General features: G+C 60.2%; 15 protein-coding genes and 2 pseudogenes. 4 read left to right on the top strand and 13 right to left on the bottom strand.

The annotated features are described in order from the left end of the window. The 3 genes and pseudogenes from E5X88_RS23850 to E5X88_RS23840 form a co-directional block, all read right to left on the bottom strand. Window positions 1-1,260: pseudogene (locus E5X88_RS23850) on the bottom strand (OmpA family protein); the annotation flags it as partial. Window positions 1,261-1,267: 7 nt separating this feature from the next. Then, complete coding sequence (locus E5X88_RS23845; RefSeq protein ID WP_292165682.1) at window positions 1,268-1,933, bottom strand: hypothetical protein; 666 nt, start codon at window positions 1,931-1,933, stop codon at window positions 1,268-1,270. 608 nt (window positions 1,934-2,541) lie between these two features. Further along, window positions 2,542-2,693: pseudogene (locus tag E5X88_RS23840) on the bottom strand (IS110 family transposase); the annotation flags it as partial. A 160-nt stretch (window positions 2,694-2,853) separates the two neighbouring features. On the opposite strand from E5X88_RS23840, the gene E5X88_RS23835 reads away from it, so the two are divergent. From E5X88_RS23835 to E5X88_RS23825, 3 genes are all read left to right on the top strand, one after another. Continuing rightward, window positions 2,854-5,715, top strand: a complete 2,862-nt coding sequence (locus E5X88_RS23835) for a trifunctional glycosyltransferase/class I SAM-dependent methyltransferase/polysaccharide deacetylase (protein WP_292165681.1) — start codon at window positions 2,854-2,856, stop codon at window positions 5,713-5,715. After that, window positions 5,712-5,972: a glycosyltransferase family A protein gene (locus E5X88_RS23830; protein ID WP_292165680.1), complete on the top strand. Its 261-nt coding sequence runs from the start codon at window positions 5,712-5,714 to the stop codon at window positions 5,970-5,972. The genes E5X88_RS23835 and E5X88_RS23830 overlap by 4 nt, the downstream gene beginning before the upstream one ends. A gap of 306 nt (window positions 5,973-6,278) precedes the next feature. Beyond that, complete coding sequence (locus tag E5X88_RS23825) at window positions 6,279-7,724, top strand: adenylate/guanylate cyclase domain-containing protein (protein ID WP_292165679.1); 1,446 nt, start codon at window positions 6,279-6,281, stop codon at window positions 7,722-7,724. Between the two features lie 337 nt (window positions 7,725-8,061). Here the strand turns inward: E5X88_RS23825 and E5X88_RS23820 are convergent, their stop codons facing one another. From E5X88_RS23820 to E5X88_RS23800, 5 genes are all read right to left on the bottom strand, one after another. Further along, a complete protein-coding gene (locus E5X88_RS23820; RefSeq protein ID WP_292165696.1) occupies window positions 8,062-8,742 on the bottom strand; it encodes a redoxin domain-containing protein in 681 nt (226 codons plus the stop codon). Between the two features lie 19 nt (window positions 8,743-8,761). Continuing rightward, the gene (locus tag E5X88_RS23815) at window positions 8,762-12,061 is read right to left on the bottom strand and encodes an adenylate/guanylate cyclase domain-containing protein (RefSeq protein ID WP_292165677.1); all 3,300 of its coding nucleotides are present in this window, start codon (window positions 12,059-12,061) and stop codon (window positions 8,762-8,764) included. 290 nt (window positions 12,062-12,351) lie between these two features. After that, window positions 12,352-13,737 (bottom strand): hypothetical protein, encoded by a 1,386-nt coding sequence (locus E5X88_RS23810; RefSeq protein WP_292165675.1) that lies wholly within the window; start codon window positions 13,735-13,737, stop codon window positions 12,352-12,354. A 211-nt stretch (window positions 13,738-13,948) separates the two neighbouring features. Further along, entirely contained in the window at window positions 13,949-14,473 is a 525-nt protein-coding gene (locus E5X88_RS23805) for a GNAT family N-acetyltransferase (protein ID WP_292165674.1), read from the bottom strand. 73 nt (window positions 14,474-14,546) lie between these two features. Beyond that, window positions 14,547-15,371, bottom strand: coding sequence for a hypothetical protein (locus tag E5X88_RS23800; RefSeq protein ID WP_292165673.1), 825 nt, complete (start codon window positions 15,369-15,371; stop codon window positions 14,547-14,549). Window positions 15,372-15,572: 201 nt separating this feature from the next. On the opposite strand from E5X88_RS23800, the gene E5X88_RS23795 reads away from it, so the two are divergent. Next, entirely contained in the window at window positions 15,573-16,988 is a 1,416-nt protein-coding gene (locus tag E5X88_RS23795; protein WP_292165671.1) for an adenylate/guanylate cyclase domain-containing protein, read from the top strand. A gap of 36 nt (window positions 16,989-17,024) precedes the next feature. On the opposite strand, the gene E5X88_RS23790 is transcribed toward E5X88_RS23795, so the two are convergent. The 5 genes from E5X88_RS23790 to E5X88_RS23770 all read right to left on the bottom strand — a co-directional run bounded on the left by E5X88_RS23790 (window position 17,025) and on the right by E5X88_RS23770 (window position 23,609). Further along, entirely contained in the window at window positions 17,025-17,504 is a 480-nt protein-coding gene (locus E5X88_RS23790) for a class I SAM-dependent methyltransferase (RefSeq protein WP_292165670.1), read from the bottom strand. A 135-nt stretch (window positions 17,505-17,639) separates the two neighbouring features. After that, window positions 17,640-18,821, bottom strand: coding sequence for an ABC transporter permease (locus E5X88_RS23785; protein ID WP_292165669.1), 1,182 nt, complete (start codon window positions 18,819-18,821; stop codon window positions 17,640-17,642). Next, window positions 18,818-19,816, bottom strand: coding sequence for an ABC transporter permease (locus E5X88_RS23780; protein WP_292165668.1), 999 nt, complete (start codon window positions 19,814-19,816; stop codon window positions 18,818-18,820). Before E5X88_RS23780 ends, E5X88_RS23785 begins: the two co-directional genes overlap by 4 nt. A 2-nt stretch (window positions 19,817-19,818) precedes the next feature. Beyond that, on the bottom strand, window positions 19,819-21,717 hold the full coding sequence (locus tag E5X88_RS23775; protein ID WP_292165667.1) for an ABC transporter substrate-binding protein: 1,899 nt from the start codon (window positions 21,715-21,717) through the stop codon (window positions 19,819-19,821). After that, a complete protein-coding gene (locus tag E5X88_RS23770) occupies window positions 21,714-23,609 on the bottom strand; it encodes an ABC transporter ATP-binding protein (protein WP_292165666.1) in 1,896 nt (631 codons plus the stop codon). The genes E5X88_RS23775 and E5X88_RS23770 overlap by 4 nt, the downstream gene beginning before the upstream one ends. Window positions 23,610-23,644: the final 35 nt, after the last annotated feature.

Genomic DNA, 23,644 nt, shown 5'->3' with positions numbered 1-23,644 from the left:
CGGCTCAAGGCTCTGATAGAATTGCCACTGCGAATGAACGCGGGCGGGATCGACCTGCGTTCCGGACAGCAGAGCCTGCGGGTCGGCGGCAAGCGGGTCTCTCAGTCCGGCAATATAGAATTGGCCATCGCGCATTTTTTGTTCGGCAACGATGATGCCGGGTTGGGTCTCCAGTCGCGACACATAGGCCTGCCAGCGCTGCCCGGATTGCCAGGAAAGAAAGAACCAAACGCCTGCCGGAATCAAAACCAGCAGGACTGCAGTCATCACCAGCCACGGAAATCCCTGGTTTGATTCCTCCTGCTTCAGTTCAACGCAGGTCTGCAACTGCGTCTCTACGCCGGCCAACTGCGAACTGTCGCCGTCAAACTGCTCTAAAGCCTGTGAGCATTCATCATGGATGCGAAGCAACACATCGCGAACTATTTCATGTAATTCCTCTGGCGGATTTCCCCGGATCACCGCAACCAAGGTCGCAAACGGTCCAACTTCCGACCAGAGACGAAGCTCCCCAAAACGGATAGTGTCCAGGCCGCTCTGTTCTTTCTCGTTAAATGAGTCTTTCACAAAATCTTGAATTGCACTAAGCATCGAAGAAATTAGTTGAGGATCCTCGCTCGTTGCATTATCGGCAGCTACATGCGCTATTAAAAGCCCGGAATTGCGGTTAATGAGAAAGACATGTTCTACACGATAGACAAGAGAATGCTTAAGAACAACTTCTGAGAAGCTTGCCCCAGTTCTCCAAGCTTCAAACCTCCACTTTAGCCCATGCCAGGTAAATATATGTCTTAAAGTTTCATTCAGCGACTGAAAGGTCTGATCGATCTTTTCCCCGATCGACTTGCGAATTGCCGGCAGAAACACCGGGTATAATATATCCGTAAGCGTACGCGGGCTCTTCTGGATGGACCGTTGCACGGCCCTCTCGACAGCTGGCGCAAGGGCCTCTCCGAGTTGCGCATGAGGCGCACGCGCGGCTGCACTGGGGAGAACACCCCCAACTGCAGCCGCAAGCTGCTCAGGTTGGTCAAGCAGGTGCGTAACTCGTGAAAGCTCCGAAATTTCGCGGCCGACCAGCAACTGGCGCAGCGTTTCCATGCGAGGATCGGCGCTTGGAACTCCGTCGAAACGCGCACGATAGTCCGGATCGACGTTCCGGGCAATTTCGACCAAAAGACTAGCCAGAGCCTCGCGATCAATCTCTGTATCGTTCGAAGCTGCTTGAGGAAGGCTGATTGGGTCGACGGTCGACGTCAAGTTCCGATCAACTCACTTTCCAACTACGTTCCGAGTTGCTCTTGCTGCCGACGGGATCCTGATTTAGACATTTTGCAACCTCGACAAACAGGCCAGCCAAAAGATTTCGGTCGGTCTTGACGTTGCTGAGATCGGAAAACATTTTCTCCATCAGCATCTGAATGCTTTCATTCTTTTGCTTGATTTCCTCACGCAGCAGTTGATCGCTTCGATTTATCCGGTCCGCAACTTCGCGCTCAAGCTCGCTCAATTGATCCGACAACGCGCGCACCTGCTTTTCAAGCGCCTGATTTTGCTCGCGAAGATTCCGGTCAATCTCCTTGTCGGCCTCGGCTCGTGCATCTTTTTCGTTCCGCAATTGCGCCGCGAGCGATTCGACCTGCTTCTTTGCATTTGACTCGTACATTTCAAGATTGCGCTTGGCCTCGGATTCGACATCCTTGAAGCGCTGCAAGAACCGTTCTTCAAGCTTGGAAAAACGGCGGTCATAGTCCTGCATCTGGTTGCCGAACAGCAGATCACGTATCTTGTCGACACCTACAGCGTCGCCGGAGACCCCGCTCTCGCGAGCCTGGACCCCCATGAAGGCCAGCCCGTTTCCGTCTGCATTACCTATCAGATTTACGTCCGCCTTATTTGCTGAAGAAGCGGTATTCGAAGATTCCTTGGCCATCCTTATGCCCCTTCTTTTGAACAACTGCCACAGTGCGAAACTCAGAAACGGGCAAGCATGTCAGCAAAATACCCGGCTCGCAAGCCGGAATCTTCTTGACTTAAGCCAATTCGTGCGTCCCTTTTACATCTTTTGGACTAGCAGCAAATGCACAAGTTCCGATTGGCGTAGCTCTCGCGTCTCTTTGTGATAGCAGCCATAACCGGCTAATCTAATCGACAATTTGACGCAATCTACTATCGAAATGCGTAATACAATGTCAGGCTATAGCTACTGGAGCGCAATTAAGTAGCGCAGATTAATTAGAATGATCTAAATTAGCTGGGCATGGCGGTGCGCATACTGTCGCGCACCCGGCTGTAATACTGCGACGATCAGCTTCCGATACGAGCCCAACGGTGGAAGGAAGGTCTTCTTTCGCGCGGAGAACGGCTGTTCGAGAATGCACCTCGGAATCGAGGCGTTTCGGTCGATAGGAGAGGAGCAATAGTCCCAATAACTGAGGCATTCACGCCAAAGCTTCAGTGGGCTTGCATTTGTTGCGCGCCCGATTGCAAAAGGCGTCAGGTTGCCATAGCTATTGCATTCATACGGTGCCAGGGACCGCAGCTTGTGGTCATGGCGCCGACTCCGGGGATCGACATGAGTATGCGGCATGCTTGGCTTTGACGTGCATCTGCGACAGCTGGCGCCCAAGCTCGGCGGCACGGATGCGAATGCTGCGCCAGGCTTCCAACATCGGTAGCACGACAGGGGCAAGCTCGCTCTGCAGCCAAATGGCGGCGTCGCGGCGGCTCGGAAGAATTTGCAGAAGACTGTTTGGACGCAGCGTCGCTAAGGACCGTTTCCTTTGGCAGGAAATCGCCGGCTATGTCTCAGGACTCTTGTTCTACCTTCGAACCAGGCGCGGGTAAGACGGCGTGGCGCATAATCCCTTGGTTTCAATCGTGGTTCCTGCGCACAATGCGGAGGTAACGCTGGCGCGCGCACTCGATTGCCTTCTCGCCCAGGAAATAGTGGATTGGGAGGCGATCATCGTCGACGACGCCTCCACGGACCGCACCCCCGCGATCATCGCCGGTTATGTGGAGCACGATGCCCGATTTCGGACGTTGAGGTCTTACGCCTATAGCGCCGCCGGGGCGCGCAATAGCGGGATTTCGACAGCGCGCGGCCGCTGGCTCATGTTTCTGGATGCGGACGATTGGGTGGATGCCAGCTTCCTTGCGAAAATGCTGGCCGCACTGAAAAATACTCCCGATGCAGTGGCCGCCTATTGCGGTTCTCGGCTCGTGATGCCCGATGGCGAACTCACCCCGTCGAGCATCTCAACGGAGGTTGCGATCCAGCCCTTTGAAACATTTGCCCGCCGGTGTGCCATTCGCACTCACGCGCTGCTGGTGGACCGGGAGACAATTGTTGAGTTTGGCGGTTTCGACGTGTCGCTGCGCACCTGTGAGGACTGGGATCTGTGGCAGCGCCTCGCACGTCTAGGCAAAAATTGGGTGATGGTCGACGAGCCGCTCGCTTTCTTTCGGGTCAGCCCCAACTCGCTCTCCCGCAATTCGACGCAGATGGTGGCAGATGCGGAAATCGTGATCGCCCGCGGCTTTTCTCCTGATCCCAGGGTCAAACACCCGGCATCGGCTTACGCCAATGGAGCGATCGAGGCGAACGGCGGCACCGCTTCCGAAGCACTCGCGTGGTTCGCATTGTGGAACGCCGCGTCGGATTGCGGCAGCGGCTCGCGCTCGACCAACTCGCAGTCCCTGCGCGCGCTCCCGGCAGGACGGAAGTGGGCGCGTGAGATCGCCAAGGTGGTCTTCGATGGCCTTATGGTAGGAAGCCTGTCGGTGCCAGCGCAATTGGCTGCCAGGTGGGATAGGTTCGGCGGCTCCGTCACCGAGTTGATCATCGAACTCGGCAAGCTCTGGGGCGATCCCGTAGCGGGTCGCCGCGTCCAGTATCACCTTGAGCAAATGCTTCTCGAAGTCGACGACCTTGCCGCGCCGCGCAGACTGGCGCGGACACTCGGAATTCGCGTCGACGCTCGAAATCCGGCCTCGATCGAACTTCCGGAAGGAATCGACCAAATCTACGCCTATCTGATGATGGACGGCCAGATCGAGGCGCGCGTGCAGTTCGGCGTACTCGGGACAGTGACAAAGCGTCATTGGATTGAATTGACGCCGAATTTCGTGCCCCCTGAACGGCTTGTACGCCCGTCCGATCGGGACAGCCACTTCGGCAAACTCGCGCGATTGGCCGCGGAAGCGCAGGAGTTGGTCCAGTCGAGCGCCGAACCTACAGCGCCTCTTGCAGCGCCGCGCCGCGCACGGGCCGCGGATGGGCACGACAAGGATCGCACGTCGTTCTGGAATCGCTATTTCGCGACCGAGGATCCCTGGAACTACTGTTCGTCCTATGAGCAGGAGAAATATGAGCGGCAGCTCGAAATTCTGCCTGCCGGTCCCATTGGACGGGCGCTTGAGCTGGCCTGCGCGGAGGGTCACTTCACGCGGCAGCTGGCGCCGCGAGTGAGCCATTTGACCGCAACTGACATCTCAGCCATAGCCATCGAGCGGGCGCGCGCGCGATGCAGCGATCAGCCGAATGTTGAGTTCGGCGTACTGGATTTCATGGCGGATACGCTGCCGGGTGAGATGGATCTGATCTTCTGTTCGGAAGTGCTCTACTACCTGGATGATCTCGCCGAGTTGCAACGCTTCGCCAAAAAAGTCGTTGGGGCGTTGGCGCCTGGCGGCAGCTTCATCAGCGCACACGCGTTCGTGCTACGTGACAATCCTGAGAGGACGGGCTTCGACTGGAACACATTCGGTGCACAAGCGATCTCGGAGACGCTGGCAGGGACCGAAGGCCTCGTCCTCGAGCAATCGATCCATACGGAGCTCTATCGCATAGACCGCTTCCGCCGCCTGTCACCTGGCGACGTTGCGGCGGAACCGAAGATTGATCATGTGCCAATCCGCGCGCGCATCGAAATGGGGGTCGCGCGAAAAATCGTCTGGGGCGGGGCGCGGGCCTTGCGCCGCGACGTCGCGCGTAGCGAGCGGCGGCCGCGCATCCCTGTCCTCATGTATCACAGCGTCGCCGAAGACGGTCCGGCCACGCTCGCCCGTTATCGGTGCACGCCCGCCGCATTCGGCAGCCAGATGGCATGGCTGCGCGCCAATGGCTTTCACGCGATTATGTCCGAGCAACTGGAAGGGTCCATCGCCAACCGTCAGCCCTTCGTTGGCCGCCCAGTGCTCATCACGTTCGATGACGGTTTCCAGAACTTTGCCGACCATGCCTGGCCGATCTTGCGCGCGAACGACCTGACCGCGGAAGTGTTCCTGGTGACGGACCTGGTGGGTAAAAGTGCACAGTGGGACGCCAACAGCGGTCCGCCGGCGCCGCTTATGGACGCCGGAACGGTGCGACGCCTCGCCGGCGAAGGTGCGTTCTTCGGAAGCCATATGGCGACGCATCGCGCGATCGATGGTCTGTCGAGCTCTGAGTTGGCCGCCGAGCTCCTGCGCTCTCGTATGTTTATCGAACGGTGGACCGGTCGGCCAACCACGGCGTTCGCGGCACCCTTCTCTGTCACCGACCGACGGCTTGGCCGGCTGGCCAAGGAGTGCGGCTATCGGATCGGCTTCGGCGGCAGACACGGGCCAGCGGACCTCGATTACGATCCCATCGACCTTCCGCGCATCGAGATTCGCGGGGATCGCTCGCTCGATGACTTTGTTGCCAAAGTCGAGGCCGTGCTCGAGTGAACGGTGTCATTATTCCCGCTCACAATGCGCAAGGTACAATCGACGAGACGCTCGGCAGCGTACACGCTCAGTCCTATCGTGCGCTCGAGATTATTGTTGTTGACGATGGCTCACGCGACCAGACTGCCGCGATCGCCCGATGTCACTTGGAGATCGACACGCGCGCGTGGCTGATCGAGCAGGCAAACGCCGGCGTGGCCGCCAGGGCACGTCGCCTCTGCGATTACCCCACGCGTGGACGGCCCCGCTCCCGGTGACGGCATTCTGACGGTTGGAAGGGGTGCTGTCGCAGCGACCCCACGATACAGGAACCATCCCCAAAGGACATCGCTAGTCCAGAGGCGGCAGAAAGCATCGCCAGAACCGTAAATTCTGGCTCGTCGAATAGCGCTAGTCGGCATGTTTGCGAAAGTCCGCTAATGACCGTCCCTATGCCGACATTCAGAGCGTCTGCACCGGTGTGGCGCGTGCCGCCTAAGTCCTGAGACAGACGAAGGATTTCCATCCATTCGCATCGGGCAGGATTTTTAGTAGGCTGCCGCCAGGCAAATTGGGGATCCGGCGTGATGGTGGTCAACGATCGTCTTCTCGAAGACAAGATGACCGAGATCGAGCAAGCGCGAGCCTGGAGCCCGCGCGTCATCTCAAAATTCGAAACGCTTATCAGGAGCGGCGACGACCAAGCGCTCTATCGTGTCAATCCGCTGGCCTTCGCCCGCGACCGCGCAATCGCCGAGCCTGAATCAATCGACCTCTTCCTTCACGCGGCCCGCTGCGGCCTGTTCGATATGAGCTGGGACGTGCTTTGTCCCCAATCCGGGATGGTGCTCGATAGTTTCGGCGCCCTGCGCACGTTGCAGACGCATTACGTCTGCGGCCTGTGCGACGTATCGGGCGATACCAACCTCGACGACTTCATCGAGGTCTCCTTCTCTGTATCGCCCCATCTGCGGCGACTTCCGTTCCACGAGCCCCAGACGCTCTCTGTCGAGGATTTTCACTGGAAGCTACGCTTCGGCAATGACGGGCGGCTGCCCGGGCAGGACGTACGCTTTCTGGACGTTCTGCGAGGCTTCGTGCGGGGCATGACGTTCCTGCCGCCGGGCACTACAACAACATTGCGCGCTGACCTCGATCCCGGCTCCCTGTCAGGCGTCAACGTGCAGACACAAGCGGCATTCGCTGTACCTATATCAGGGGATCCGGTGTTGGCGCCGACACTTCTTAAGATCAACTATGACGGCAGGCGTTTCTTGCCTGCGTTGCCGGCCGTGCCGCCCGGTCCGGTTGTCATTGAGGTTGCGAATACCGGACCCGGTCGTGGCGCGTTGCTTCTCATCAACTGGCCGCCCGAGCTTGTCGCGTTGACGACCAAACCGACGCTCGATTTCGACCCATATGTTTCCGGCGGGGCGCTGCTTGCGCGGCAAACCTTCCGCCGGCTCTTCCGTTCCGAGCGTGTCGACGAGAAGGAGGGGCTCGGCATCCGGCAGATCACCTTCCTGTTCACGGATCTCAAGGGTTCCACCGCCATGTATGAGCGCCTTGGCGACCTCAACGCCTATGCCCTGGTCCGCGAGCATTTCGCTCTTCTCAATGCGGCGGTCCACCAGCATTCCGGCGCTGTCGTAAAGACGATCGGAGATGCGGTGATGGCAGTATTCTCGCGGCCATCGGATGCGATTTCGGCCGCCCTCAGCATTTTTGAAGAAATCGATCGCTTCAACGGCGACAATGTCAGGCCGGGGATTGTTCTAAAGATGGGTGCCCACTGCGGTCCATCGATTGCCGTTACACTCAACGACAACCTCGACTACTTCGGCCAGACCGTGAATATCGCCGCACGCGTGCAGTCACTGGCGGAAGCCGGACAGGTCTGCATCTCCGAGGCGCTCTATTCTGCGCCCGGCGTGAGTGACCTGCTTGCGGGCCGAAGCGTCGTCGCGTTTGATGCGCCTCTTCGAGGTGTAGAGGGCGATGCAACTGTCTATCGCATTATGCGGGGATAGACGCGACTGCGTGCCGCAAACTATTAACCATTGCCTCGGCCCCTCCGGTCAAAAAACTCAGGGCAGGTCTAGCTTTGCCGCCCGAAACACGGTCGCGCGTCTTTGCGCCGGCACGACGTCGGCGGGCTTCCGAGAGGCTTTCATTCGTGTAGGTGGAAGCCGCTCGACGAGAAATGTGGATGGTTCTCGGCGGTATTCTCTCGAAGAAGAAACTGGAACTGGAGTTCCGAGCAAGGGTCCCCAAGGCACGCGTACTGCAATTTCACCACTGCTGTCGACATGTTCCCATGCCAGTCTGTCCGTGCTGATCTCAAAGTGTTTTGCGCGCCTTGGGTGTCTATTGGGCGACTTGGGACACGGCTGACATCAGCTCCTGCGGGCTTGGCGCCCCAAACATGTATCGCCCACCCTCTGGAACCTCCGTGAAGCTCCAGCGGACGATCCCCTGCCGGTCCAGTAGGAACTGACCGATCAATTGTCCGTGTCCCGTTGCCATCATCTGCTCGTCGGCCTCGGTCAGTTCGTAATGGTCCCTCTTGTCGAGGAATTCGCTGGCCGCAAAAGGATCCATTGGACCGGGCAACTCGCCTGGTACGTCGACCCGCATATCCTTTGCCACTGCCATCGAGACCTTGTACGGCCAGTTCGTCTCGTTTTCGGTGAATTCGAGATTGGGCAGTCCAAAAGCACGATGTGAAGCGCGTTCAGGGTCGGAGGCCGCAAGCAGATTCGGCATCGGGTGGTAGCGGAAATAGAGACGCGCCCGCTCGATCGGCGTGTTGACCACCGTCAGGCTCCCCACGCCCTTTTCGCGCAGCTCCGGATCAAGCCGCGCCTGAGCGGCGATATGGCGCCGGCAAAACGCACAATGCAGACCTCGAAACAGGCCGACCAGCACCGGTTTTTGTCCGCGAAAGTCGTCAAGCGCGATCTTGCCTTCCTGGGTAATGGCGTCGAGTACCACGTTCGGCGCACGGTCGCCCGGTTGAAGCGGTACCAAGTCACTGCGCGCGGACATTTCCAACCTCCAACCCCGGCTAGTCGAGAAAAGGCAGCACCACAAGCGCTTCCGGGTCGAGCCCGTGCTGGGCGCATATACCCTGCGCCAAGGAAAAGTAGCGTTCGGCCTCGGCCAGATTGTCGAGGTCGAGATTAAGCGTTGCAAGACCATCATAGCACGGAAACAGCAGTTGGGGTTCGCCCGTTTCTCGGGCTACGTCCAGTGCTTCGTGGAACAAGCCAACCGCCAGTTCCGGACGGCCGTTGCACTGGTGGATCTGCCCAAGCACGATCAACGGCACCGGCAGGTGCTCGCGCTGGTCGAGCGCCCGGTCGATCTCGATGGCCTTCTCGGCAGCAGGCACGCCCTCCGTTGGACAGCGATCCGTGAAAGTACAACAAGCGACCGCCAGATTGGCGAGGAGGCGCGCCTGGAAACCCAAATCACCAATATGGCGCGCCACTTCAAGACCGCGCCGACAGACCTCCATCGCCTTTGCCGGATCGATGGTCGTGTAAAGCACGCCGAGATTGGTGTAGCCGCGGCAGGCCGCGCCCAGCAGACCGGCGGCTTCGGCCAATTCAATGCTACGCTCAACCTGGCGCACGGCTTCACGGTTTCGCCCAAGGCGAGCCAACGCAACAGCCTTGGTATTGAGGGCCTCGGCGGTCACAAGAGTGGCGTCACACCCTTCCTCGGAGACATGCTCCGTTGTCAGAGTGCGTACGCAATCCAGCGCAGCGTCTGCCCATTTTGCCGCGAGAGCGTGATCTCCACTACGGAACGCCTGTCGGCCACGTTCTTGCCAGAGATGCGCCTGCTCGACCGGGGCATCCGCTCCATCGAGGAGCGCTGCCGCTTCAGCATAGCGGGATTCTGCGTTGTCCCGCTTGCCAACGTCCCAGAGCAGCCGACCGATCTTACGCAAAACTCGCGCCGAAGCGACACGATTGGATGACTCGCGGTATGCCTGCAACACCGTCTCGTAGTGGTGGTGCGCGATCTCGCGGCGGCCTACCGGCCCGCTCAAATCGGCAATGCGCTCTGCAATTGCCAGTTTGAGCGGTGTTTGCCCGATCGCGCCCAACGCAGCCAGTGCTCGCTCGTAGAAACGAAGGGCGTCGTCGTTGGCGTATATTATGCGAGCGCGATCGCCCGCCGCCTGCAGGTAATGCGCGCCCTTCTCCCGCTCGGCGCTCTGTGCGAAATGATGACCGAGCACGGTCAAATCCTCGAGCCGTTCCGGCTTGTCGCCGTACAGTTGCTCCAAGGCTGCACCGACCCGCCCGTGGATGTCGGTCCGGCGTTGCAGGAGGAGATTCTGGTAGATCACGTCCTGCAGCAACGTTTGCGTAAAGCGGTAGCTTTGCGACGAGACCGAGCCTGATCCGGCAACTTCCTCGATGATTTCCGCATCGCAAAGCAGTTCGCAGCCGGCTTCTAGCCGGCCGGGGTCGGCTGTCACTGTTTTCAGAAGTGTGGCATCGAAGCGCGGGCCGATTACCGCGGCTTCCTGGGCCAGCCGGCGCACCTCTTGGGGCAGCCGGTCGACGCGAGCAAGCAACATTGCCTGGATAGTGGCGGGAATGCCGGTTGCGGCTTCGCCTGCCACAGTCCGCCATCGCTGGTCCTCGCGCATCAGAACACCTCGATCGATAAGGCCGCGAACGATCTCCTCTACAAAAAGGGGATTGCCGCCCGCGCGCTCGAGGATCTGATCGAGAAGCCTTCCTGCGGAGTTTACCCAGCTCTCGCCGAAAAGCGCCGCCAGCAGGCTGCGTCCGTCGTCACTGTTGAGCGGCGAAAGCCTGAGCGCTGTGTGACTGACCCGACTTGAGTCGAGCTGGTCGTTGTCCGGAGCCGGACGATGCGTGACCAGCAACATCAACCGCGTGCGTTCCAACCTGTCCATCACGAAACGTAGTGCCTCGAGCGACACGGCGTCGGCCCAGTGCAGGTCTTCGACGACAATCAACAGCGGCGACAACGCAAGCCGTCGTTCGATGATTGTGCGGACTGCATAGAGAATTTGCCGCCGCAGCTGCTCGGGCTCGACATGCTGCAAGGTGGCATCGGGGTCGCCAAGGCCAAGCACATGGTAGAGCAGAGGCATCAGCCGCTTCGCCTCCTCGCCCTGCAGGCCGAGATCGGCAAGCAAGCCTGCGAGCTTCCCCCGCATTTCGTCCCCATCGTCGTTTTGCATCATCCCGGCAGCGCTGCGCACCACTGCGCCCAAGGCGCCAAATGATTGTTCGCCCAGCGGTGAGCACGTGGCCTGCCGCACGGCGACGTTGCGAAAACGATCCTCGTCGCCGACGCGGGCGACGAACTCCTTCACCAGCCGCGATTTCCCGATACCGGCTTCTCCGACAAGGCGGACAAGTTGGGCCGAGCCGCCGCACGCCTGGTCAAGGCTCGCCAGCATTCTGTTGAGCTCCGCACCACGACCTATCATCGGCGCACTGAGGCCGAGCGCCTCGAGCCCACGCGCTGCACGCGGCGTCGCAAGCGGTGCATCCAGTCGATGGACGAGCACACTGCCAGCCTTGCCGCGAAGCACGACATCACCCAGCGACTCGTAGGAGAAGGCATGCCGGGTCAGCCTGTGAGTGAGCTCGCCGACCAGCACCTCACCCGGTGCGGCCAGCGATTGCAGGCGTTGCGCCGTATTCACTGTGTCGCCCGTCACCGAATAGGATTTGGCGGTGCCGATGCCCAATCCGCCAGTAACGACCGGTCCAGTGTTTATGCCGATGTGGAGTGACAGAGGCGAGCCGGAGTGGGGGCTGCTTTCGCCGAGCCGCGCCGTCCGGGCGATCATGTCGAGAGCGGCGCGAAGTGCACGTTCCGGATCGTCCTCATGCGCAACCGGCGCACCGAACAAAGCGAGCAGTGCATCGCCGATGAATTTGTCGACGAAACCACCAAAGTTTCGCACGGCCGCGGTCAATTCCTTGAACAGTTCGTTCTGCAGCGCTTGCATGACCTCGGGGTCGAGCTGCTCGCTGAGTGTCGTGAAGCCGCAAAGGTCGGCGAACAGGACCGTTACCGTCCGGCGATCGGCGTCAGAGACGGGATGCAGCCCATCTTCGCTTTCGATGTTCGGAAGCAGCGACGGAGTTCGAGAAGGCGGCACAATGGTTCGGCTTGGTGTCGGAGCAGGCCGTTCGACGGTTTTTGCGGGCGCACCGACGCTTGCCCCGCATTTCGGACAGAACTCGAAATCAGGTGCGCAGGGGTAGCCGCAACTGGCGCATGGCACGGGCTGGCGCCTGCCACACCTCGGACAGAAGGTGTAACCGCCCTCAACCTCGAAACCGCAGCCCGAGCAGTCCATCGAACAAGACCTCACTAGGGGCTGTGACGGCGTGATCTCGCTACGCACTTCACGGCCAGGCTATTCACAAGGATGCACCGATAGCCGTCGACCGGCAAGCGGCAGCGCAAATGGGCACCGAACGATCCGTGTAGGTCCGGTGGCAGAGCGCCGCCGATCGAGGCGGAAGCCGTCGTCGAAATCCCGAAAGGCATCAGCGTCAAGGAAGCGGCCGGATCAGACGCCAGAGGCTCACCGATAGATCGCCGTCGCTTGCGGTTGCGCACCCGAAAATCAACCTGAAGTAAGGCTCAGCTCGCCTTGATCTCTGCCTGGCCGATCTTGCGCCATCGGGCGTTTTCGCGAACCAGTTTCAGGTTGTCGGTCGTCTCGGCAAATGTCCGCAAACGGTATTGCCGGAGCAGGTCCGGGAAGAGCGCCCCTTCCGGCAGGCTGGCAAGCTGCTCGCGGACCGAGATCTTTTCATCGATGACCCGCATACCCCAGGCATTTTCCCGAACCTGCAGCTCCGCAGCCAGATCGCGCTCTTCCGGCACGTTTTCGTCGAGCACAGCCAGCAGGATCGAGTGAAAAAGCGCTACATAGCCAATCTGTCTCAGGCCGCCCACAACCCGCACCCGCGGCAATATGGCAAGGACGAGGAACACCAAGAACAAGTTCGGCAGCAGCACGCCGTCCAGCAGCGCCTGCCTGAGATGCGGCCGCTCGAACGGGATGGAAAGACCACGCGGCCTGTCAGGCTCGATCAGGTGCCCGTTCTCGAGGACGAGCTTGCGCACGCGCTCCTCGCGGATGCCCCAGAAATAGTCTGTGGCACTGGGCAGGAATCTGCCGAATGGGCTCGATGTGGCCTCTTGCAAGGCACATTCGAGACGCTGGCGCCTTGCGGGCTCAATGAGCAGCCTGGAAAGAAGGCTACCATCATATTCTAGATGCCGCGCCACGGCAGCCGCGGCGAGCCGATCATCGATGAAAACCGGCAGGGCCATGCCGGAACGATCCCAATCGGCGACCAGATCCTCGTTGAGGGCTGTCAGCGCATCGGCGGCGGTTCCAAACACCTTGTCCTGGCTGGCAAGCAGTGTGCCCAGCCAGCGGCTGGCATCCGTTTCGTTGCCCACCGCTTCGAGCGCGCGCTTGTTGAGGGTGACGGGACCGGCCACGCAGGCGCTTTTGCGGCACAGTTTGTGGCGCCCCATGCCAAACAGGTTAACCTTGTCGTCGCCGACATCGAGCCATCCCGGCCCCTCCCGGCCAATTGTCTCCATGGTCATCGTCGTTCCCATGAAGCCGAAGAAGGCCGACAGCCCGTTTTCGACCGCGCCGAGCCAGGCAAGCAGGAGGGCATCGAAAGTGATCCGGTCCATCAGAAGCAGGCAGTGCAGGCCGGACTGAATCACCGGTCTGTGCTCGAACTCTTCGAGGGCCTTGCCGATCTCCTCAGGCTGCATGATCACACCGAGGCGCTGCTGCAGGACTTCGCGCAGGATCGAGCGGGCAGCGATCGCCAGGCCCGATGCAGGCCTTGCCACCGGCCGCCACAGATGGCGGGCGTAATCGGAAACCGGTGCATTCCAGTTCTGCTCGATGTCACGCACGACTTCCGGGCAGAGCAGCGACAGCACAGCCAGGATTTCGACCGGAGGCGTAGGGGTTGGGTCAAAGACGGCGGTCATTGGTCCCGTCTAGCCGCTTGTGGCGAAAACGCCAAGGGAGACTAGATTTGCTGGATGCGGCCGGCCCACACAGATCGTCAACTCGATCAAATGGTGTGAGACGAAATTGACCGTATCCTACGGAGTTCTCCATGAGCAATCACCTGTTCGCCGGCTCGGCACGAATTGTCGATTGGCTAAACAGCTAGAGTCTAAGGCCAAACAGCGGATCTTAGAACCGCAGCCGGGCCATGCTCAGGAGATCGTGGTACTGCCCGTCGGTAAAACCGGCCTTCACATGCCGGCCTTCGACCTCGAAGCCGTGGCTTGTGTAGAGACGGATGGCCGGTTCGTTGTCGGCATAGACGGTCAATTCGACCCGCTTCAGGGCCCGCCAGTTGTCGGCCACGTCAAGCAGCGCCTCCAGTATGGCTGAGCCGATGCCCTTGCCGACAAAGGCATCGTCGAGGCCGATATTGATCTCGCCGATATGCGAACGACGCGGCGAACCCTGCACGACCAGGCTGCCATGGCCGACGACCTTGCCGTCCAACTCCGCAACGATCCAGGTGGTTTCCTGGCCGGACTTGGCGATGCGCCGCTCCACCTGCTCCACCATCTCGAAAGGCATCCTGAGCGTGCCCCAGCGGAAGCCCGGCATGTTGAAGATAGCGCAAAGCGCCTCCGCATCGCTTGACCGGACAGACCGGAGCTGCGGCTCGATTTTCTCGGAGGATGGCGAGGTCGTGCTGGTCATGGCGCTCCCGGCAAAGCAATCGGCCCGACACGATGCACCGGACGTCACCTGAAAATCCAGCCGTCTCTGCAACCTATGATGCCGATTGCGGGCTAAAATACCGGGAGGCGGCGTAGAGTTTGAAGACGCCGCTGATGCCGATCCAGCCGAAAAGGGCGAGCCAGCACAATGCTCCGGTCGCCGTCCAGTCGATCCGGTGCACCGCAGCGTCGGTGATGACGAGGCCAAGGATGGCAAGCAGGCCAACCAGAAACTGCGCCAAGCCGAGCACCAGCAGTTCCTCGCGCGGCGCGCTTCTCCAGACGAGATATGTGCCGCCCGCACCGGCGAGGAAGATGGCGCTGTAGACCTGGGCGTGGAAGGCATCGATCGGCCATGGCCAGAAGCCGCTGAATGTCAGGGGAAACAGCAATAGGCCCACGCCATAGAGCCCGAGGATCGCCGATTCCACCGGCATATAGCCGCGCCATGCGGGGTTTAAGGTCACGCCTTTTGCAGAAGGAAGGGCCCTGGTCCGCCACAGGAACAGCCCGGATACCGCGACCGAAGCGAGATAGACCAAAAACCAGAGCCAGGGCGCTTTGCGCTCGAAGTTGAAATAGCCGAGATTGATGAACGAAGCCACCGACACGATGACGCTGAAGATGAAGGCCATGACGAGCACGAGCCTGCCGGGCGACCAGCGATTCCAGACCAGCAGCGCCGCCATCACGACCATTTCGGCGGTGTAGAAGCCGCCGAGGAAGCGAGCATTGAACGGCGTGACGGCCCAAGGCCAGCGCGGCTTGACCAGCACCGGCGCGAAAAACAGACCGGCGCCCACGATCAGGACGATGATGACCACCACCGAGAAAAGGCGCAGGGCCGCGGGAAATGGCGGGTTGTTGGGTGTCGGCATGGGAAAAAGTCCCAAAGATGAATGCCCCATGGACCCATCATAATGCCGCTTGCGGCCAGTGAAAATCCGCCGAATGGAAATTGAACTGTCACCAGGCTTGTCCATTCGAATGGCCGTACGGTCCGTTTCGAAGTAAGATGGAGTGCTTGGACCGAAGACCGGTCCGGTCAACACGCCCGCGCATTTTCCGGAGCCTGCACGATGAACGAAGCTCAGGATCTGTTCTCGCTTCTGCGGCAATCGACCGATGTCGATCCACAGGCAATCGACGCGATCAAGCGAACCATCGCGGAGGGCAAGGACCGCGAACTTTGCCGCATCAATGCGCCAGCCTTCGCCAGCAAGCATGGCCTCGACGAGGAACGCGCCATAAGCGCCTTTCTCCACGCGGCGCGGGTGGGCATCTTCGACATTTCCTGGAATGTTCTGTGCCCCGGCTGTGGCGGCGTGCTCGACACCAACGCCACGCTGAAAACCCTGCAGAAGGACGAATACACCTGCGCGCTGTGCTCCCAGGGCTATTCACCGACCCTCGACGAGATGGTCGAGGTGACATTCACCGTCAGTCCCCGTGTGCGCAGGATTGCCGCCCACAATCCACACGAACTGTCGGTGGCGGAATATTTCCGCCAGATCTATTGGGCGTCCGGCGCCGATCTGCCGGAAGAGGATTTGGCGAAAAAGATGGAAGCGTTCTCGCTGGAGGATATCGAGCTTGCCCCCGGTGAAAAGGCGGTTCTGCACATACAGCTTCCGTCCGAATTCATCATCGTCTTCGAGCCGGTCACCCATTCAGCGCAGTTCATCGACGGGAAGGGCGAACCAACAAAAGAGCGCCGAAGCCTCTCTTTGGTCTTCGACCGTGATCATGTCCAGAACCAGACGCTGGAGATGCAACCCGGCCCGTTGCGCATTTCGCTGGAAAACCGGATCGACACCCGCGTGCTGCCGACGGTCTTCATCGCCGGCCAGGCGTTGCATGATTTCCTGGGTAAACGCCGGCCCTTCCTGACCGCCAAGCGCCTGCTCACCAACCAGACGTTCCGCGATCTTTATCGCACGGATACGCTCGACATCAACCAGCGCCTGAAGATCACCAGCCTGACCTTCCTGTTCACCGACCTGCGCGGATCGACCGAGCTTTACGAGCGGGTGGGCGATCTTTCGGCCTTCGATCTCGTGCGCGTGCATTTCCAGGTTCTGCATGAGATCGTCGCGGCGGAGGCAGGCGCGGTGGTGAAGACGATCGGTGATGCGGTGATGGCGACCTTCGCGACGCCTGATCGTGCGATTGCTGCGGCCCTCAGGATGCGTGATGCCATGCGTGAGCTCAACGACAAGAGCGGGCGCGAGGATCTGCTGCTCAAGATCGGAGTCCATGCCGGTCCCTGCATCGCGGTGTCCATGAACGAGCGACAGGACTATTTCGGCCAGACGGTCAACATTGCTTCGCGGGTCCAGAACCTTGCCAACGCACAAGCGATCTTCGCCACTCGTGCGGTGGTCGACGACAATCTCACCGCCGATCTGTTGCACAGGAACGCGCTGACGCCCGTGCCTCACGAGGTCTCGCTGCGCGGCATTGAGCGGGAGATAGCAGTCTATACGATCCCCTGAAGACTTGGCCCCTGAAGATTTGGGCCGTCTCCGCCCTTACACGCGCTTGCAGAGGAAATAACGATCGGCGGGCTCCGAGGTCGGCGGCGGGAGGCGTTGCAGCAGCGGGTGATCGAGCGGCGTGCCACTGACCGCGAAGCCGCCGACGCGAAGCAGGCGCGCAATCAGATCAGGAAGCCAGGTAGCGGTCACTGCATCGCGATCGTCATAGCCGGTGCCGATGTCGGCATGAACAAGAGCGGCGTCGATGCCAATGAACTTGCGGGCCGTCTCGCGTATTTCGCCGAGCACGAGGTTTTCAGCTTCGGGAATTGAGCTGGCGTGTGCGCCAACTTCACGGTCGAACACCACGATCCGGCGCCCGGGCAGGCGCTCGCGCAGATGGTGGAACGTCCGGCCATTGCCGAGGCCGAGCTCGAGCACAAGCCCCTCCATCTTCGCCACCTCGGGGCAGATTTGATTGAGAATGTCGCGCTGTGCGGTCATCCTGCTGATGAAATTATCGAGGCGACTCATATGTATGTCCTGAACCAGCAGCCCCGATCGAGGCTTGCCGCATATATAGGCGAACGACGAACCTTGCAATAACGCAACCGGCCGCCGACAAGCATCATACGAGTCGTCGGCAGGCCGCGCGGCGGAATAGCGATTTCACTTGTAGGGGTCTGCGGCGTCCCGCAGCCCGTCGCCGAGGAAGTTGAACGCCAAGATGACGAGAATGACGGGGAGCATCGGCAAAAGCAGCCATGGATAGAACGCGATCACGCTGACGCTGCGCGCCTCGGTGAGCAAGATGCCCCAGCTGGTTATCGGCGCCCTCAGCCCGAGCCCGAGGAAGCTCAGCGCCGTCTCGCCCAGGATCATGCCGGGTATGGAGATCGTCGCCGTCGCGATCAGATGCGACATGAAGCCGGGAATGAGATGCCGCCCGATGATGCGGCTGCTTTTGGCGCCCATCAATTGCGCGGCCAGAACGTAATCCTCCTCGCGCAAGGCTAGAAGCTTTGAACGCACGGCCCGCGCCAGTCCGGTCCAGTCGAGCAGCCCGAGGATGACGGTGATGCCGAAATAGATCAGGATCGGACTCCAGGTTATCGGCATGATCGCCGCCAGAGCCAGCCATAGCGGAATGCTGGGGATCGATTGCAGAACTTCGATTATCCGTTGAACGATCAGGTCGAAGATACCGCCGTGATAGCCGGCCAGTCCGCCGATGACAATGCCCAGCAGGAAGCTGAAACTGATGCCGACGAGGCCTATTGTCAGTGAAATGCGTGCGCCATAGATGATGCGCGAGAGCACATCGCGCCCCAGCCTGTCAGTGCCGGCTAGAAAGAGCTGGCCGTTTACGGCAGGGCAGACAAAATGCCTGTCACCTTCGATCAGGCCCCAGAACCGGTAACTGTCGCCCTTGCAGAAGAAACGGATCCGCTGAACATCATCCTTTTTCTCGATGTAGTTCCGCTTGAGCGTGTCCATATCCAGCGTCATCTGGCGGCCATAGACGAACGGCCCGACGAACTGGCCGTTGTGGAACAGGTGCACCCGCTGCGGCGGCGAATAGATGTAGTCCATGTTGCGCGTGTGCAGATTGTAGGGCGCAAGGAACTCGCAAATCAGTATCCCGAAATAAAGCGCTGCCAGGAATATGCCGGATATGACGGCAAGCCGGTGCATCCGGAGTTTCCACCACATCAGCCGCAACTGCGACGCCTGAAAGACCTTCGACTGCTCCGGCGTCATCGTCTCGACCGACTGCAGGTCAATGGGCGCGGTGGAAACGTAGTGTTGCAGTGGAGCACCCGGAGCGGGCAGCGGCGAATGCGTGTTCATTTGGTGCTGCCGCCCTGCAAACGAATTCGTGGATCAAGCATCGCCAGCGCCAGGTCGGAAATCAGGACACCGATGACCGTCAGGAAGGCGAGGAACATGAGGAACGACCCTGCCAGATACATGTCCTGGCTTTGCAGCGCCTTGATCAGCATCGGCCCGGTCGTTTCCAAAGACAGCACGATCGCCGTGATTTCGGCGCCGGAGATGATGGCCGGCAGGATAGAGCCGATGTCGGAAATGAAGAAATTGAGCGCCATGCGCAGCGGATATTTGACCAGCGCCTTGAAGGGATGAAGGCCTTTGGCGCGCGCGGTCACGACATATTGCTTGTGCAGCTCATCGAGCAGATTGGCGCGCAGCCGCCGGATCATGCTTGCCGTGCCCCCGGTGCCGATGATCAAGACCGGGATCCAGAGATGGGCGAGGATCGACTTCGCCTTGGCCCAGCTCATCGGCTCGCCGAGATATTGCTGATCCATGAGATGGCCGATGGACGTGCCGAACCAAATGTTGGCGAAATACATCAGGATCAGCGCCAGCATGAAGTTCGGAATGGCAAGGCCGAGAAGGCCGAAGAAAGTCAGGCCGTAATCGCCCCAGCTGTATTGATGCGTTGCGGAGTATATGCCGATCGGAAAGGCGATGAGCCAGGTGAATATGATCGTGACGAAGGAAACCAGCACGGTCAGCCACATTCGGTCCCCGACGACGTCGCGAACCGGCAACTCATATTCGAAGGAATAGCCGAAATCGCCGTGCAGCATCCCGCCGACCCAGTAGAAGTAGCGAATGATCGGCGGCTTGTCGAAACCATATTCCTTGCGCATCATCTCGATGCGATCGGAATCCACCCCTTCGCCCTGAGCCCGAAGCTCGGCAACAAAGCTATCGAAATAGTCGCCTGGGGGAAGTTCGATGATTGTGAACACCAGCGCCGATATGACCAGCAGCGTTGGAACCATCACGGTGATGCGCCAGACAATATATCGAAGCACGCTCAGGACTCTCCAAGCCAGAATGTATCCGGCATGTAGACACCGAAATAGGCAGTCGGGTCGAAGCCGTAGAGCGCCTTGTCAGGCAGATTGCGCAGCCGCGAGGACGCCAGAATCGGCTGATGCGTTCCGTTCACCGTGCCGATCGAAAACACCTGATCGGTGTAGATCGACAGCATCGAATTCCAGATTTCGGCGCGCTCCGTGGCTTCGGTCGATGCGTTCCAGCGCTTGAGTAAAGCCATCAACTCGACCACAGGCGGAAGATCGGGTGCCTCACCCATCTTGCCATGAGACAAGTAGTGAGCACCCCAGAGCGGCCATTGCAGCTGGTCGTCGATGGTGGGGGCCAACTGGCTCGGGTTCATGTCGGCGGTCGGCACGCCATTGTCGATGCCCGACCACATCGACATCATGATCTGGCCGCCAAGCGCGCGGCTGCGGAAGATGTCGCGCTGCGAAGTCCGGATGAACAGGGCGATGCCGATCTTGCGCCAGTGATCGGTGATGAGTTCGAGCGCGTCGGTTTCCAGCGTGCTTTCGCCGGCCGTTTCCACTATGACCTGCGCCGGACGTCCATCGGGAAGTATCCGCAGGCCGTCATCGTCACGCGTCTGAAGCCCGACCTCGTCGAGCAGGGCATTGGCCTGGTCTGGATCATGAGCGACCCAGGCTTTCGCGAATTCCGGCCGGTAGAGCGGGCTCTCCGGCAGGACAGTATCGGCACTTTCCTGCGCCAATCCGTAGAACACGGCCATATTGATCTCGCGCCTGTCCACAGCGAGCGAAAGTGCGCGGCGCACGCGCACGTCACGCAAAAGGCCACGCCACACCTGGTCGGCACAATTCAGATTGGGCAGCAGCGCCAGCCGCGAGCCCTGTATACGTTTCCAGAGATGCATCTTCACCGGGTAGCGCTTCTCCGCATCCTTCAGGAAGGAGTAGTCGGTGAAGTCAATTCCCATGCCTTGCAGGTCGCTCTCGCCCGCACCGGCCTTGGCGGAAATGATCGCCGACGAGCTGACATTCATGACAATCCGGTCAACATAGGGCAGTTGCCGGCCATTCTCGTCTATTCGATGAAAGAACGGATTGCGCTCGAAGACGAACTGCTCAGCCGGCGGCTTGGTCCGGTTCTGCCAGGGATCGAGCGTCGGCAAATCCGGGTTCTCCGGGCGATACTGCCGCGACATGCGGATATGCAGGAGCGTCCATTTCTTTACCCGGTTCTCCTTCATTAGGCCGGCGAGCCGAAATGGATCCTGGTATTTCTTGTGGAACTGCTTGAGATAGGCGGCCGGCAGAACAAGCGATAGCGGCGATGCAGCCGCGAGCTTGGGCAGGAAGTCGGGATTGGGCGCATCCCAACTATAACGGACCGTCAACGGATCGACGATCTCGAAGCGTGGCGGCTTGCCGTCCGCCAGAAGGGCCAAGGCGGGCCCGCCTTGCGAAAGCTCATCGTTCAGCCAGACATCTTCCCAGCAATAGCGAAAATCCTCCGGCGTCAGCAGGCTGCCGTCAGACCATTTATGCCCTTCCCGTATCTTGAAAGTGAAGACGCGATCATCCGCTACGTCGAAACTTTCGAGAATGTCAGGTTGCATGTTAAGCTTTTCGTCATAGCCGACCAGGCGAGCATACCCATAGATCGTCATCATCCGGATATCTTTCTGGCTGCCGATGATCGTACGCAGCGTGCCGCCATACTGGCCGGGCTGCCGGCCCATCGCAGCGAGATTCAACGCGCGCGGGCTCTTGGGCAGGCGTTCGGCGAGTGCCGGCAGCGCCCTGGCCTTCAGCTGCGGCTGAAGAAATTCCGGCTCCAGATCGCCGGCGCGCAACGTGCCCGGCAGAAATGTCGAAGCCATGAGGCCAAGGACGGTGCGCCGGCTGATCAATGGCGTAGCTCGCTGACATCGGCCGAACGTCGGGCCAGCACGAGGTGGCCGCCGCCAAGGTCGAGCGGCGACAGCATATCCTCGTCGCCCTCGTCGCGGAATTGCGGTCCCCATGCACTGGTGTCGGAAGCACCGCCGAGCTTCAGCGTCTTGAAATCCATCGGCCTGTCGAGATCGGGGAAAGGTACTGCGGCGACCAGTGAGCGCGTGTAGGGGTGGACCGGCTTCCTAAGCAGAATTTCGCGCGGCGCGAGCTCGACGATACGCCCGCCGCACATCACCGCGATGCGGTCTGCCATGTAGTCCACCACCGCCAGGTTGTGGGATATGAACAGGTAGGTCAGGCCCAGTTCCTTCTGCAGGTCCTTCAGAAGGTTCAGGATCTGCGCCTGGACAGAGACATCGAGTGCCGAAACCGGCTCGTCGCAGATCAGAAGTTCAGGCCCCAGCGCCAACGCGCGCGCGATGCCGATACGCTGACGCTGCCCGCCGGAAAAACTGTGCGGATAACGCTTGATGAAACGCGGATCGAGCCCGATTGCCTGCATCAGGCTCTTGACCGTGGCGAGTCGGGACGCGGCATTGCCACGTTGATGGATTTCCAGCGGCTCGCTCAAGATGTTCTCCACCGTCATGCGAGGTGAAAGCGACGAAACCGGATCCTGGAAGACCATCTGGATTTTCGCGCGCAGCATGCGCAGGGCGTCTCCCTCGGCTTCCAAGACGTCGATCGGACCATCGCGACCGTTGAAGATCACAGAGCCGCCGCTAGGGGTGACAGCCCGCATGAGGATCTTGCTGACGGTGGTTTTGCCGGAGCCGCTTTCGCCGACAAGACCCAGGCACTCACCCCGCCTGATATCGAAGCTCACGCCGTCCACGGCGCGAACAGAGGTTTGATGATCTCCGCCGAACCATCCAGACTTGCGGATGGTGAAGGTCTTTGTCAGATCCCTGACCGACAGCAGGATGTCGTCCGGCCCCTTCGATGCCGGCGCCGTCTGCTTGCCGAGCAGGTTCCCGACATTCACCGGCACCTCGCGGAGCGCCTTTAGCCTTTCGCCAGGCTTTAGGTCGAAATGCGGAACGGCTGCCATCAGGCCCTTCAGGTAAGGGTGGCCTGGCCGGCGGAATATCGCCTCCACAGGTCCCGCTTCCATGATCTCGCCATGGTACATGACCACCACCTCGTCGGCGACATTGGCGACCACGCCAAGGTCGTGCGTGATCAGCAGCATCGCCATGTTCAGCTTGGTCTGAAGCCCGCGCAGCAATTGCAGGATTTGCGCCTGGATGGTGACGTCCAACGCCGTTGTCGGCTCGTCGGCGATCAACAGGGCGGGCCGGCAGATAAGCGCCATGGCGATCATGGCGCGTTGACGCAATCCTCCCGAAAGTTCAAAGGGATACATATCATAGGCGCGCTTGGGGTTGGGAAAGCCGACGAGGCCGAGCATTTCCTCGGTTCGCGCCTTGCGCTCCACCCGAGCCATGGGCGTATGAATCTGCAGGGATTCGCTGACCTGATTGCCGATCGTGTGCAGCGGCGACAGCGATGTCATCGGCTCCTGAAAGATCTCGCCGATGCGGCTGCCTCTCAACGCCCGAATTTCGGGTCCGTCACGCGGCATCTGCAGGATATCCTGCGTCGTGCCGGGCTTTTCAGGATCGGAAAACAGGATACGGCCGCGGACATGGGCTGTGTTCGGCAAAATGCCCATCACTGCCTGGCTGAGAACCGATTTTCCGGAACCGGACTCGCCCACAAGCGCGGTAACCTTGCCGGGCAGGACGCGAAGACTTGCGCGCCTGACGGCGTGCAACGGTCCCCCGATAATGGCAAAAGAGATGCCAACATCCTCGATCCGCAGCAGATCAACGCCCGAATTCATTCTCACACCAGCCCACTCTGGCGGACTGCCGGCCG

This window comes from Mesorhizobium sp., assembly GCF_004962245.1.
Taxonomy (GTDB): Bacteria; Pseudomonadota; Alphaproteobacteria; order Rhizobiales; family Rhizobiaceae; genus Mesorhizobium.
Note: the sequence above shows the minus strand (reverse complement) of the source record. Positions and strands in the feature narration are given on the sequence as shown.

Bases quoted from the DNA above. Each gene is read 5' to 3' on its own strand.
- E5X88_RS23790 (WP_292165670.1), bottom strand. From the start codon at position 17,504: ATGAGTCGCCTCGATAATTTCATCAGCAGGATGACCGCACAGCGCGAC.
- E5X88_RS23795 (WP_292165671.1), top strand. From the start codon at position 15,573: ATGAACGAAGCTCAGGATCTGTTCTCGCTTCTGCGGCAATCGACCGAT.
- E5X88_RS23785 (WP_292165669.1), bottom strand. From the start codon at position 18,821: ATGAACACGCATTCGCCGCTGCCCGCTCCGGGTGCTCCACTGCAACAC.
- E5X88_RS23845 (WP_292165682.1), bottom strand. From the start codon at position 1,933: ATGGCCAAGGAATCTTCGAATACCGCTTCTTCAGCAAATAAGGCGGAC.
- E5X88_RS23800 (WP_292165673.1), bottom strand. From the start codon at position 15,371: ATGCCGACACCCAACAACCCGCCATTTCCCGCGGCCCTGCGCCTTTTC.
- E5X88_RS23815 (WP_292165677.1), bottom strand. From the start codon at position 12,061: ATGGACTGCTCGGGCTGCGGTTTCGAGGTTGAGGGCGGTTACACCTTC.
- E5X88_RS23810 (WP_292165675.1), bottom strand. From the start codon at position 13,737: ATGACCGCCGTCTTTGACCCAACCCCTACGCCTCCGGTCGAAATCCTG.
- E5X88_RS23820 (WP_292165696.1), bottom strand. From the start codon at position 8,742: ATGTCCGCGCGCAGTGACTTGGTACCGCTTCAACCGGGCGACCGTGCG.
- E5X88_RS23805 (WP_292165674.1), bottom strand. From the start codon at position 14,473: ATGACCAGCACGACCTCGCCATCCTCCGAGAAAATCGAGCCGCAGCTC.
- E5X88_RS23770 (WP_292165666.1), bottom strand. From the start codon at position 23,609: ATGAATTCGGGCGTTGATCTGCTGCGGATCGAGGATGTTGGCATCTCT.